The 13,740-nt window shown below is 38.9% G+C and carries 12 protein-coding genes; 8 read left to right on the forward strand and 4 right to left on the reverse strand.

Going from position 1 to position 13,740, the window contains the following annotated elements:
- Nucleotides 1–106 precede the first annotated feature (106 nt).
- The 4 genes from H4J61_RS09775 to H4J61_RS09790 all read left to right on the forward strand — a co-directional run bounded on the left by H4J61_RS09775 (nucleotide 107) and on the right by H4J61_RS09790 (nucleotide 4,756).
- Nucleotides 107–412, forward strand: coding sequence for a DUF1289 domain-containing protein (locus tag H4J61_RS09775; RefSeq protein WP_182184921.1), 306 nt, complete (start codon nucleotides 107–109; stop codon nucleotides 410–412).
- A 408-nt stretch (nucleotides 413–820) separates the two neighbouring features.
- Entirely contained in the window at nucleotides 821–2,212 is a 1,392-nt protein-coding gene (locus H4J61_RS09780; protein WP_182184922.1) for an amidohydrolase, read from the forward strand.
- 1 nt (nucleotide 2,213) lies between these two features.
- The gene (locus H4J61_RS09785) at nucleotides 2,214–3,473 is read left to right on the forward strand and encodes an amidohydrolase family protein (protein WP_182184923.1); all 1,260 of its coding nucleotides are present in this window, start codon (nucleotides 2,214–2,216) and stop codon (nucleotides 3,471–3,473) included.
- 392 nt (nucleotides 3,474–3,865) lie between these two features.
- Nucleotides 3,866–4,756, forward strand: coding sequence for a D-hexose-6-phosphate mutarotase (locus H4J61_RS09790; protein ID WP_182184924.1), 891 nt, complete (start codon nucleotides 3,866–3,868; stop codon nucleotides 4,754–4,756).
- 152 nt (nucleotides 4,757–4,908) lie between these two features.
- Here the strand turns inward: H4J61_RS09790 and H4J61_RS09795 are convergent, their stop codons facing one another.
- Nucleotides 4,909–6,354, reverse strand: coding sequence for a sensor domain-containing diguanylate cyclase (locus H4J61_RS09795; protein ID WP_182184925.1), 1,446 nt, complete (start codon nucleotides 6,352–6,354; stop codon nucleotides 4,909–4,911).
- Nucleotides 6,355–6,505: 151 nt separating this feature from the next.
- Nucleotides 6,506–7,183: a DNA mismatch repair endonuclease MutH gene (gene mutH, locus H4J61_RS09800; RefSeq protein WP_182136542.1), complete on the reverse strand. Its 678-nt coding sequence runs from the start codon at nucleotides 7,181–7,183 to the stop codon at nucleotides 6,506–6,508.
- Between the two features lie 217 nt (nucleotides 7,184–7,400).
- On the opposite strand from mutH, the gene rppH reads away from it, so the two are divergent.
- From rppH to H4J61_RS09820, 4 genes are all read left to right on the forward strand, one after another.
- A complete protein-coding gene (rppH, locus tag H4J61_RS09805) occupies nucleotides 7,401–7,907 on the forward strand; it encodes an RNA pyrophosphohydrolase (RefSeq protein WP_182136571.1) in 507 nt (168 codons plus the stop codon).
- Between the two features lie 209 nt (nucleotides 7,908–8,116).
- The gene (gene ptsP, locus H4J61_RS09810) at nucleotides 8,117–10,393 is read left to right on the forward strand and encodes a phosphoenolpyruvate--protein phosphotransferase (RefSeq protein ID WP_182184926.1); all 2,277 of its coding nucleotides are present in this window, start codon (nucleotides 8,117–8,119) and stop codon (nucleotides 10,391–10,393) included.
- Nucleotides 10,394–10,440: 47 nt separating this feature from the next.
- Nucleotides 10,441–11,235, forward strand: a complete 795-nt coding sequence (locus H4J61_RS09815) for a sulfite exporter TauE/SafE family protein (protein ID WP_182136540.1) — start codon at nucleotides 10,441–10,443, stop codon at nucleotides 11,233–11,235.
- 193 nt (nucleotides 11,236–11,428) lie between these two features.
- A complete protein-coding gene (locus H4J61_RS09820) occupies nucleotides 11,429–12,262 on the forward strand; it encodes a thymidylate synthase (RefSeq protein ID WP_182136539.1) in 834 nt (277 codons plus the stop codon).
- A gap of 384 nt (nucleotides 12,263–12,646) precedes the next feature.
- On the opposite strand, the gene H4J61_RS09825 is transcribed toward H4J61_RS09820, so the two are convergent.
- Nucleotides 12,647–13,006 carry a hypothetical protein gene (locus tag H4J61_RS09825; RefSeq protein WP_182184927.1) on the reverse strand — a complete coding sequence of 120 codons (360 nt, stop codon included), beginning with the start codon at nucleotides 13,004–13,006 and terminating at the stop codon, nucleotides 12,647–12,649.
- A 4-nt stretch (nucleotides 13,007–13,010) separates the two neighbouring features.
- Nucleotides 13,011–13,643, reverse strand: coding sequence for a hypothetical protein (locus H4J61_RS09830; RefSeq protein ID WP_182184928.1), 633 nt, complete (start codon nucleotides 13,641–13,643; stop codon nucleotides 13,011–13,013).
- Between the last annotated feature and the right edge of the window lie 97 nt (nucleotides 13,644–13,740).

Genomic DNA, 13,740 nt, shown 5'->3' on the forward strand with positions numbered 1-13,740 from the left:
CATTTAGGTTTACATTAAGTAGATACTTAATACTATCTACTTAATGGTATCTGCCCAATGACCAAATTTAATTTAATTTAATTGGTACAACACAAAGTATAATTAGATGCAGTTAGAATTTTTTGATGTTCCTAGCCCTTGTATTGGTGTTTGTCAGTCTGATGACAAAGGCCAATGTTTGGGCTGTTTTCGTACGCGGGACGAACGCTTAAATTGGCTTTCATTAGATGCCAACCAGCGTCAAAAAGTCATAAAACGTTGCCAGCAGCGTAAAAATCGTAAAACCAAGCCAGTAAAAATTAAAATAGCTGAAATGATTGTTGAAAATAAGCAACCCTCGCTATTTGAACCCCCCAGCCAGTCTAAGATCGATAACAGTCACGATGGTGACTTTGGCGATTTTGAACTTTAAATAGCCACTAGCGCCCATTTATCGCAGATAGTTGACAGTTCAACGCAATTGCTCAACTCCCCTATATGTCTGACTTGTTGTCGAAGACAATTCATCATATTGTAGTTATTAATATTGTGCTAACGCGCGGTAGTTATACCGATTTTATTAATTAGGTGGTCTACTTTATACGCAGGAAAAATGGCCAAATACAAGGCATTTATTTAATAACTAGTGGTTCTAATTATTAAATAAATCACGTAGTAGTTGGTTATTTTAACCAGTAAAAATGATCAGGTATTTAGTGAGATTGGTATTAACCTCATATTTACGTTAAATAACTTAGACCCAATTATAATAAGCTCATACAAACTCGGCTGAATAACATAATGTTTTTCTACTGTGTGTGGAGCAAAACAGGACACATTTATGCAAAAATTTCTACCATCGCTAGTGATGGCAGCACTTTCTGTTGCCTTGACCGGTTGTTTGCAAAGCGAACAGCAAGACGAAAAAGTTGTTATTAATAAAAACCCATACCCAAGCACCTATAAAGCATTACCGTTAGAAACTACACTGATTAAAAACGCCACGGTATTAACGGGTACAGGTAGCCGTATGGAAAATGCCGATGTCTTAATGATAGACGGTAAAATTAATAAAATTGGTAACAACTTATCGGCCGAGGGCGCGGTTGAAATTGACGCTAATGGCAAATGGATAACGCCAGGTATTATCGATGTACATTCACACTTAGGGGTATATCCAAGCCCCTCGGTTGAGTCGCATTCTGACGGGAATGAAATGAGTTCGCCTAATACTTCTGAAGTATGGGCTGAGCACAGCGTTTGGCCACAAGACCCTGGCTTTCAAAAAGCACGCGCTGGCGGCGTTACCACCTTACAAATTTTACCAGGTTCAGCCAATTTATTTGGTGGTCGCGGTGTGACATTACGCAATGTACCTAGTGAGACTATGCAAGGTATGAAATTTCCAGCGGCACCTTATGGCTTAAAAATGGCCTGTGGTGAGAACCCTAAGCGGGTTTACGGTGCGCGTAAAGTATTACCTTCTACACGTATGGGCAATATGGCCGGTTATCGCATGGCCTGGGCAGAAGCAACCGAATACAAGCGTGCATGGGAGAAATATGACGCTGATTATGCTGCCGGTAAAAACCCTGCCGCCCCTAAGCGTGATATTGAGTTAGATACCTTAAAAGGTGTACTCGATGGTGATATTTTAATTCATAACCATTGTTATAAAGCCGAAGAAATGGCGATGATGATAGATCTAGGTAAAGAGTTTAATTATCAGTCAGGTACTTTTCATCACGCTATTGAAGCTTATAAAATAGCGGATACGCTGGCTGAAAATGGCAACTGTGCAGCAATGTGGCCAGATTGGTGGGGTTTTAAAATGGAAGCCTATGATATGGTGCACGAAAATGCAGCTATTGTTGATGCTGTAAAAAATTCTTGCGCAATAGTACATTCTGACTCGGCTAACACCATTCAACGTTTGAACCAAGAAGCGGGTAAGGTTATGTATCGTGCCAACGAAAACGGTTTTGATATCGAGCCAGAATTAGCGATAACTTGGATCACGGCGAATGCAGCACAATCTTTGGGTTTAGCGGATAAAACCGGTAGCTTAGAAATGGGTAAAAATGCTGATGTGGTGATTTGGAATCAAAACCCATTTAGTGTTTATGCACAAGCCGAACAGGTATTTGTTGACGGTGCAAAAGTATATGACCGTTTTGATGAAAAATACCAAGCGAAAAGTGATTTCATGTTGGGTCAAAGAGAAGGTGAATAAAATGAAACAGTTAACATTATTTAAATCATCGCTAATTGCTTTGGCACTAGCGAGTTCAAGCGCAAGTTTTGCAGAAAGCTTTGCTATTACTCATGCCACAGTACACACGGTAACAGCGCAAGGTGTACTTGAGAACGCCACAGTAGTCGTTGAAGATGGCAAAGTGATTGCTATCAACCCTGAAACAATTAACGCTGATAGCATTATTGACGCGAAAGGAAAAATTTTAACACCGGGTTTAATTGGCTCAATGAACCAATTAGGCTTAGTGGAAGTTAGCGCGGTTTCACGTAGTCGTGATGCTAGCGATAAAAAAGCTAATATTACCTTTGATGCCAGTTTAGCTTTTAACCCACGTTCTACGGTTATTCCTTATAGCCGTAAAGGTGGCATTACCAGTAATGTTGTTGCGCCTCGCGGCGGTGACGATATGTTTAAAGGCCAAACTTTTGTTGCTGACCTGTCTGGAGAGTTTGATAGTGTTCGGATGAATAACAATAGTGTGGTGATTGACTTAGGCGCCAAAAGTAAAGGTTCGCGCGCATTAAGCTTACAAAATTTACAGTTTAAATTTGAAGATGCGGTTAAGGAATTAGCCAAAGCAAATAAGAAAACTAAAAACGCGAAAGATGAAAAAGAAGCAAAAGAGCCAAGTCGTGAAGCGCAAATTATTAATGCCTTACTCGCAGGTGAAAAAGCTTTGGTCGCTTATGCTGACCGTGCCACAGATCTTTTGGCATTATTAAAAATGAAAGAGCAATTTTCACTAGATTTGGTGCTAGTGGGTGCCGCTGATGCCGTATTAATTGCGGATAAAATTGCTGATGCTAAAGTACCTGTTGTAATGACAGCGTTAGATAACTTACCGGGCAGTTTTGATGCTTTACATGTGTCACTTGAAAATGCGGCTAAGTTAACTCAAGCTGGTGTGAGTGTGGCCTTAACGGTAAATGGTGATACGCACAACCTTTATCAATTGCGCTTTCATGTCGGCAATGCTATTGCCAATGGCTTATCACGTGACACTGCACTGGCGTCGGTAACCGCCAATGTTGCCAAGGCTTTTAATCTTGACAGTGGTACCATTGCTGTTGGCAAAACAGCTGATTTAGTTTTATGGAGTGCTGATCCATTCGAACTAAGCACCAAGGTTAGTCAGATGTGGATTGATGGCAAAGAATATTCAACTCAAAGCCGCCAAGATGCGTTGCGCGATCGCTATACAACGCCAAGCGATATGCCGAAAGCTTACATAAAGTAATTTGAGTATATAATGTGAACTATTAAAGCCACGTTGATACGTGGCTTTTTTTTGCGTGATTTACGCTGAACTGAACTATTGAATTAAGCCATTGAAAGTCGATTGGAATACTTTAATGCTTTCCTCCATCTTCTTGATTGTCTAACATACTCATTATTTACATTGCGATAATAAATTTTGTGCTTATTACTGGTATCAGTCAGTTAGTGTCAAGATCTAATGCTCAGCTGTAGTTGGGTATTTATGCCGTAAGTTTTGGAGCAACTGACACTTCCCCTGTGTAAGTACTGCAGAAATATAGGCGATAGCCAAATAAATGGCGAACATGTAAACCATAGATATGTAAACCACAGGCATATAAACCACAGACATATAAATTTTAGAGATAAAAAATGCTAGAAGTATTGTTAGAAAATGAATTTGGTCATATTGAGTTGTATGAGTTGGCAAAAGGCCTACAAGCGCTGCGCTTTGTTCATCAAAAGGGTCAAGGCTCGGTAAGTTTGTACGGTGGCCAAGTGCTAAGTTGGCAACCACGCGGCCAACAACCGGTGTTTTGGTTGAGTGAGACTAGTCACTATCGTTCAGGCAAAGCCATTCGTGGTGGTGTGCCACTATGCTGGCCATGGTTTGGTGGAGAGGTGAAATTACCTAATGGTGAGTTACATAAAGTCAGTAATCATGGCTTTGCTAGGCAAAGCCAATGGCAAGTCGCTGATATTAAACTGTTAGAGTCTGGCGTTGAAATAACATTATCACTGACCGGCGAGCAACTTTCACCCCATTGGCCGGGCGCTTTTGAATTAACACAAACACTGGTGTTTGATGAGTCGTTTGTGCAAACCTTAACCATGAAAAATTTATCTCAGCAAACGCTAGAATATACTGGTGCATTACATAGTTATTTTTGTGTTGGCAATGCACAGGAGACACAAATTCCAGCGTTAAATGATGTGCTATATGATGACAAACTAAGTGGCAGCAATGGCCAACAATCAGTGTTAAAAAATTGTCTCGGCCCAACTGACCGTATTTATCACAGTAACAATAGCATGGTTATTGTTGATCATAAGTGGCGACGAGAGATTGAAGTATCGAGCCAAGGTTGTCAGCAGTGGGTATTATGGAATCCGGGCGAAGAGGCTAAAACCATAGCTGATTTACATGCTGACGGTGAAAATGAATTTATTTGCCTAGAAGCCGCAAATACTCATTGGCAAGCAATAGCGAGTCAAACTAGTGTCAGCATCAGCCAAACCATTAAATTAAAGGCGATAGGATAACTTTTCCTCCACCTTTTTTTACACATTTTCCTGCACTATAGTATCGCGGTGTGATGCACTCAAGCTGATGTTTGGAACAGTGTTTTTGAAACCACAACACTTGATTTTTATTAGGTAAGCTATTGTTATTAAAGCGTTTACCTAGCCTTATCTTAAGTTGTGTGAGTAAAGATAACACTTTTATTTCTGCCATTACTTTTAGCTTGGTATAACGCTTTATCGGCACTTTCAATATAATCTTTGATGGTTTTATTTTTTACCGGTAATTCACAAATACCAAAGCTAATGGTGCTGGTAAATGAACTGCCAGTGGTTGATATAGGAAAAGAAATATCAGCGATATTTTTTCTAATGCGCTCAACAATAATATGTGCCTGTTTGGCGGTTGTTTCGGGTAACAACATCACAAACTCTTCGCCGCCCCAGCGGCCTACCACGTCAACTTTTCGTATGGTTTGGGATAATTGCTCAGCAATAATTCGCAATACATCATCACCCACTAAATGTCCGTAGGTGTCATTAATATGTTTGAAGTTGTCAATATCAGCTAAAACCAGGCAAAGGTTTTCATTGGTTTTAACAATATGATTAAAGCGCCAATGAATATGGCTGCGGTTTGGCAGTTGCGTTAAGTGGTCAGTTTCTGCCTGTTTAATTAATCGTGATTTTAAATAGTTGATACTATATAAAAGCATCATATAAAAAAGCATGGCGACTATGAAAAATAGCAGAAAGCGTCCGATAAATATTTCCCAATATTCGCTTTGCTGATCAGCTGGCGGCGAGACAATAAACATGCGCCAATTAAGCTCTTTTATCGGCATTTGAGAAATTAACAAACCTTCATCAGTGGTATAGATGAGTTCTGAGCTTAAGTTTATATCTGTGGCATTATGTTTAAGTAGCGATTGATGCCAAGGTAAATCATTTAATCGCGTCATTAAGTCTTGGCGATGATGGCTTTTTGATTCCAAAATTTTATTGGAAGATAAGGTAATAATATTATTACTATCAACAAAGAATAATTCAAAACCAAAGCGATCACTGTATTCTTGAAATTTACTGGAAAAATAATTTAGGTCAATGGCAACGCCGGTAAAGCCAATAAACTTACCGTCGCTATTGCGAATTTTATTATCAAAGTATAAATGTGGATCTTCAGAATTACCTATGTCAGTAAATTGCTCGCCTGGTAATTCTTTGAGGCGACTATACCATTCAGTTTCGTTACTGTTTAACATGGATTCTCGACCATTAGAGTCGAGCATCAAGTTATGTTTTTCCAAGGCAATAAATGCCACCATATTATAGGACTTGGCAATTTTTTCTAGATAAGAAGTAAGGTAGTCTTTTTCTATTTTTTCTTGATTGGCATAATCAATAATAAAATGATTATTCGCCATAAAGTTTGCCACATTTAAAGGGCGAAGTATTTCACTAGCGACTAATGAAAATAGTGGCGTTATAGCACTTTGCACTTGTTTATTGTGGTTATTAATAACATCTTTTAAGGTGAAATAAGAGGTTGAAATAGCGGTAGCGATTGTAACGAAAAATATTACAGCTATGTAGCGATCAAATTTATTATTGAACTTCATTGGGGGATAATAGAGCCAAGTGTCAATGTTTGACTGTTTATAACGTGGTTAGTTTATTTTAGCTACGAATTTTTACAATTAAATGAGTATTTCAATCGTGTTAGCGATGAGCTTATAGCTAATAAATACCTAATGAATACTTAATGAATAGCTAGTTAATACGTAAGTATTTATTTAATAGCGCCTGTGTAAAGCTCGTTTTTAAATAAAAGCCACGAGGTAAGGTCATAAAGGGTTGACCAAGGCGATTAAATGCTTGGGTTTTCGCCTGGCTATTTGCCGCTTTTGGCCGCAATTGCAAAACTTGCCCATGCTTACCATGAATGTTTTCCACATCCCCTAGCACTATCATATCAGTGAGTTCTTGCCAGTCGAGGGCAAGCAGGTGTTCTTCTTCAGGTGAAGGTGACCAAATAAAAGCTGTGCCAACAATACGATCTGCGATGGCGATGCTGCGTTCAGAGATAACAGGTATCCACAACACCCGCGCGATTTTATTACGAATATGACTTGTTTGCCATTGGGCGCCGACTAAACCTGTTAACGGGGCAACGCAGACAAAGGTAGTTTCTAAGGGCTTACCTTGATAATTAATCGGTAATGATTTTAGCTCAATGCCTAAATGTGGAAAGTCGGGCTCTGGTCGAGAACCGGCACTAGCGCCTAATACTTGCTCTAACAATAAGCCTATCCAGCCTTTATCACGCTTTAGGTCCTTAGGTACAACAACGTTAATAAATTTTGCAATCTCTCCTAGTGTCATACCAGCAAGGTTTTGTGCTCGTGTTAGTAACTCTGCTTCGTTTTTAGGACTTTTATTGCTATTCAAGGCTGGCTCTGTAATCAAGGTTGTTTAGCTTATTATCATTCAGTTTTAAGTCTTTGAGCAAGGCAATTATTTTTTGTTACATTTTAAACATTTTAAATGTTATGCACAAACAAGGGTTAATACCGGCATATTGTGCTGCTTTGTGTTAATAAGTGTTTGCCCAAAAGTGCAGAATGTGGAAGAATCAAAGCATTATTTAATGCTGTCAGGAGTTCCTTTGATAGATGCCGAAGGCTATCGAGCCAACGTTGGCATAGTAATAATCAATGACAGAGGACAAGTATTTTGGGCAAGGCGTTTTGGTCAGCATTCTTGGCAATATCCACAAGGTGGCGTTGATGAGGGTGAATCTGCAGAGCAAACTATGTACCGGGAATTAGACGAAGAAGTCGGTTTAAAACCTGAACATGTTAAAATTGTAGCGACCACTAAGAATTGGTTAAGATATAAATTACCAAAAAGATTAATTAGGCACGAAAGTTTACCCGTATGTATTGGTCAAAAGCAGAAGTGGTTTTTACTGCAATTGACCGCACCAGAATCAGCGGTTGATTTATTGCATTCAAATCATCCCGAGTTTGACGATTGGCGTTGGGTTTCATACTGGTATCCAGTTAGGCAAGTTGTGTCATTTAAACGCGAGGTTTATCGCAAGGTGATGAAAGAATTTGCTTTAGCGGCAATGCCTAGTTATCGTCAAGAGCGTCGCCGACGTCGTGCTTGATTATTGTTCAACCTAGATTATTATTATGTCTTGTAAAATAGCTCACTTCGGTGAGCTATTTTGTTTAAAATTATTGAATGAGTTATCAGCATGGATGACATAACAGACTTCATTAATAGCTACTAACTTAGCATAGGTCACTTCAATCATGCGGCTTGGTATCTCTGTAGCATTGAAGATGCCAAAACAACTTATCTAAAGGGATGGTAATGCTTACTATTTTACGTCGAATTGTTCTAGAGTTTAGTCAGGCTTCAGAGCTTGACCAAGCGTTATTACGTTTAGTTAGTCAGGTTAAAAACGCACTCTCTACCCAATGTTGCTCAGTATATTTAGCGGATCATGAAAAGCAGCATTTCATTTTAATGGCCTCTAATGGCCTAGCCGAAAATGCTTTTGGCCGAACTTGTATTGGCTTTACCGAAGGACTGGTGGGTTTAGTTGGGCAACGTGAAGAACCGATTAATATTGCCAACGCTCATCAACATCCAGATTTTATTCATGCGCCAGAAGTCGAAGAAGAGCATTTTAAAGCTTTTTTAGGTACACCAATTATTCATCAGCGCAAAGTCTTGGGCATATTAACCGTACAACAAGAACAGGCACGTTTTTTTAACGAAAATGAAGAAGCATTTTTGGTCACGCTATCGGCACAGCTTGCCACCGCATTAGCCAGTGTTGAAGCGCAAGGCATGATTGAATTAAGTTATAGCCAAAATATCGGTAAAAACCTTGCCGGTATAGGCGGTTCACCAGGAGTGGCTATTGGTGAAATGATCGTGATGCACCCTAAAGCTGATTTATCTAAAATAGCGCTTAACAAAGTCAGTGATAGTCAGCAGCAACTAATGATTTTTGATGATGCAGCAAGTCGCACATTCGCTGAATTTTCTCAAATGAGTGAAAAATTAAAAGCGATAATTTCAGATAACAGTCTCGATATTTTTGATGTTTATAAGCAGTTGCTTGAAAGTGATAATTTTAAAGCTGAAGTTATTGCTAAAATTAAACTGGCTTGGAATGCTCAAAGTGCTTTGAAACTGGTTGTTGATAGCTATGTTATGCAGTTTGAAAGCTTGGAAGATGAGTACTTGCGAGAGCGTGCCTACGATATTAAAGATTTAGGTAATCGATTATTAAATAATATTCAAAACTTGGCAGAGCAAGATCAGCAATTACCTGAGCAATTTATACTTGTTGCAGAAGACGTTAGTGCAGCCATGCTCGCTGAATATCAACATCTTGGGCTGTCGGGTATTGTTTCAATCACAGGCTCAAATAATTCTCATACGGCTATTTTAGCGAAAGCGTTGAATATTCCAGCAATTATGGGCGTTGATTATCTTGCTATTCGTCAGCTGCATAAAAAACAGGCGATTTTAGACGGTTATGCTTGCCAGCTTTATGTTACTCCCGCAGATGCCCTAATTAATGAGTATCGACATATTGTCGCTGCAGAAAATAAATTATACGCGCAAGTAAAAGAGGCAGAACATTTACCGGCATCGACCCAAGATGGTCATCATGTCAGCTTATTGATTAATGCTGGTTTATCGGCAGGGTTTGAATACTCACAAAATGTTGGTGCCGATGGTGTCGGTTTATATCGTACTGAAATTCCCTTTATGAATCGTAGTTGTTTTCCGTCTGAGTCAGAACAAACCGTGTTATATCAGCAAGTTTTAGCGTCATTCCCAGACAAGCCTGTCACCATGCGAACTTTAGATGTTGGTGGTGATAAGTCGCTACCTTATTTCCCCATTATTGAAGCCAACCCTTTTTTAGGTTGGCGTGGTATTCGAATTACCTTAGATCACCCTGAAATATTTTTAGTGCAAGTACGAGCAATGATGAAGGCAAATTATGGCCTGGGTAACTTAGCTATTATGTTACCTATGATTTCTAGTATCACTGAAGTGGATGAAGCCAATAGGCTGATTAATCAAGCATATTATGAGCTTACCTCAGAATTATTTTGTAATGAAAATGACGCTTTAGAACGGCCAAAAGTGGGCGTGATGATTGAAGTGCCTGGCATTATTTTTCAGTTAGAAGATTTAGCGGATAAAGTTGATTTTTTCTCTGTTGGCAGTAATGACTTAACTCAATATTTATTGGCTGTTGATCGCAACAATAGCCGCGTAGCGAGTTTATATGATTTTTATCACCCTGCGGTTTTACGTGCATTGCACCATATAGCACAAAAAAGCCAACATCGAGATGTGCCATTAAGTATCTGTGGAGAATTAGCCAATGAGCCGACCGGTGCGCTTTTATTGATCGCCATGGGTTATAAAAATTTGAGCATGAGCGCTCATAGTCTTGCGAAAGTGAAATGGGTTATTCGCCATGTTGACTATCAACAGTTAAAACAAATTTTAGTGCGAGTATTGAGCTTTACCAATACCAGTGATGTACATAGTTATATGCATGAGCAATTAGTTAAATTAGGTTTAGGGGACTTTGTGCATGCCAGATTACAATAAGCGTTGCTTAGTGCTGTTATTACGCCATGATAAAGTAAGTGATTGTGATGTTTATTAGTGTATTTTTAGCCTGTGCTTTGCTAGGTGCTGTAGTGGGTTTTTTTGCTGGTTTACTCGGTATTGGCGGTGGACTTATTATTGTGCCGGTGTTGGTGTATTTATTACCGTTATTGGGCATAAGCGCAGAGCTTGCCTTTCCTATGGCACTTGCCACGTCGCTGGCTTCGATCATATTCACCTCTACTTCTGCGGCTTTCGCCCATCATAAAAATGGTAATATTCCTTGGCCAATAGCTCAACGACTGGTCATAACCGTGGCTATTGGTGCTATGCTTGGCGCCCTTATTGCCGGCATGCTGTCGTTAAAAGCCTTAACGCTAATATTTGCCAGTGCAGTACTTATTTTAGCGGCTTATATGTTTTTATCGATTAAAGTTGAGCGCAGTGTAGCGCTACCTAGCAACTGGATATTACAATTTATTGGGCTGTTTACCGGTGTGTTAGCAAGTTTGATGGGGATTGCTGGTGGCGCTATATTGGTACCCATTTTAATGTATTGCTCATTATCTATGCGCCAAGCAATTGGTGTGGCCACCGCCAGTGGTATTATTGTCGCGTTATTTGGTGCTTTAGGCTATGTTATTATTGGTCTTGGACAAAGCGACTTGCCACCCTGGAGTATCGGTTATATCTATTTACCCGCCTTATTAGGTATTGTATTAACCTCGTCGTTATTTGCGCCACTGGGTGTAAAGGCAGGTGCTAAATTGTCTTTACCTTACTTGAAAAAAGGCTTTGCCATTTTCTTGATGTTAGTGGCAATTAAAATGATGTGGTATTAACGGCTGAGCGTCGCTCATTTTTGTAAAAATAATTGTCGATAATTAGGCTCTTCTTTACCAACAATTTCACGCAAAAAAAGCCAAATACTGATAAACTGACCCTGCTGAAATCAGTGGTTAAGTTTACCGCTTTAGCCTTACGGTATTTGGCATAAACTATTTGTTCTAATTAATAACGTTAAAGGAAAACCTAGTGAAAGCATATCTTGATTTAATGCGCCATGTTAGAGACGAAGGGGTTGAAAAATCTGATCGCACTGGTACCGGTACTAAAAGTATATTTGGTCATCAAATGCGTTTTGATCTTGCGAAAGGCTTTCCGTTAGTAACCACAAAAAAATGTCATCTTAAGTCGATAATCCATGAACTATTGTGGTTTATAAAGGGTGAGTCTAATATCGCTTATTTACAGCAAAATGGCGTGAAAATTTGGGATGCTTGGGCCACTGATGAAGGTGAACTTGGCCCAGTATACGGAGTGCAATGGCGTAACTGGCCGGCACAAAATGGCGAAACTATTGATCAATTAGCACAATTAATTGATGATTTAAAAAATAATCCTGATTCGCGTCGTCATATCATTACCGCTTGGAACCCCGCGTTATTACCTGATACCTCGATAAGTCCAACCGCTAATGCGGCACTGGGCAAACAAGCTTTACCGCCATGCCATACGCTGTTTCAGTTTTATGTCTTAAATGGTAGGTTGAGCTGTCAGCTATACCAAAGAAGTGCAGATATTTTTCTGGGCGTGCCATTTAATATCGCTAGTTATGCCTTGTTTACTATGATGATCGCGCAAGTTTGTGATTTAGAACTGGGTGACTTTGTCCATACTTTTGGTGACGCGCATTTATACTTAAATCATCTTGAGCAAGTCGACGAGCAATTATCGCGTGAGCCTTTGCCATTACCCAATATGTGGATTAATCCTGAAGTAAAAAGTATCTTTGATTTTACTTTCGCAGACTTTGAGCTACAAAACTATCAAGCTCACCCACACATTAAAGCCGCTATTTCGGTATAATTGAGCCAACTTTATAGCAAAAGTGTTGTGCACTTTTGCTAAGCTTGATTTTCATTTTCATTTTCATTTTCATTTTCTTGATATAATATTACTCTGCAGTTGTCTTCATATCTTATTGTATAAAATAACCGCACGAGTAACTGTACTAGTTACTATATTAGTTATGTTGCCAATATGAGCAAAAAAATGATACCTGATAATTAGGCTCTGCTTGAGCATTATGGTTAGTTAGCTTGAATTTTGCTAAAGAAAGTTATCAAGGAAAATGAAGGGTTAATATTGATCAGATAAACCCCTTGATAGTTGGCAATAAATATCATGTATTCTAAGATGTTACTCAGGTATAAAGTAGAGCCGCTAATTAATGCAGCGGGTATAAGTTAGCTAGAGGTTATTTGACACTATTTTTGTCTTAGCTTTATTGTCAGCCGCCTTTTTAGCTTTTTGTCCTTCTTTAGTTTTCTGCTCGTTATTAGTGGTATTATTTTCTGGTGAGTTAACTTCCGTCTTCGCTTTTTGCTGGTTATTAGCGGCATTGTTTATTGGCGCGTTAACTTCATCTTTGGCTTTCTGCTCGTCATTAATTGTATTATTTTTCTGAGCGTTAACTTCTTTTTTTGCTTTTTTACCACTAGCATCAGTTTGCGCTATGCTAGAGATAAGCGCATGGTGAGTTTTGGCGAGTAAACTAGGTGAAAAACTCATTTTGAGGGTAATGACTATAACAAAAATTATGTATTTCATGTTATTAACAGTTACATGGTGCAGGCATTGATTTAACTACTTGTCCTGAGTAAGTGTTTATTGTTTCATCAAAACAACCTCTACCTTGATATTGCACACGTCTTAGTAATAAATTTGGACCAATCCAATTTTGACACAATACCACTACACCATTGTTGGATGTAGATGAAGTTGTATTTACTTTGCTCTGGCTAGCCATGGCTTGATTGAATAAATTAAAATGAATAGCGGCTGTTTTAATGCGCGATATTTTTTCTACGGCAACCCATTCAAAAAACTGTTCATTATTGGCAGTCCTTATTTTGATTAAAACATCACCAGATTTGCATATAGTTGCATCAACCTCAGTGTTTGTTGGGGTGACAAAAGGTTCATAGGGTAATGTTGTGCACTCGAAATTTTTTATCCACATTTTATTACTTAGTATCGCTTTATCTGAATCTCCTGCTTTAACTCCCTTGATATAAGCGCTGCCCATTTCATAATAGGTTGGCATGGCACCCATTAACGCTAAAAGTATCGTTGGATAAACGAGAAACCATTGCCACCATTTTTTTGGTTCAGTCTGATGTGAGGTACTGGATTGCGGGGCTAAGTTTTGCTCATTTGATGAATGTGGATTTACATTATCTTTCATAATATTTACCTATGCTTGCTCAGAAAATAAAAATAAAAATAAAAATAAAATCAGCAACACAACAAAACATTCAAGTTAGGACGTATTAGAACATTCA

Source organism: Colwellia sp. MB3u-4 (assembly GCF_014077065.1).
In the GTDB taxonomy this organism is placed as follows: domain Bacteria; phylum Pseudomonadota; class Gammaproteobacteria; order Enterobacterales; family Alteromonadaceae; genus Cognaticolwellia.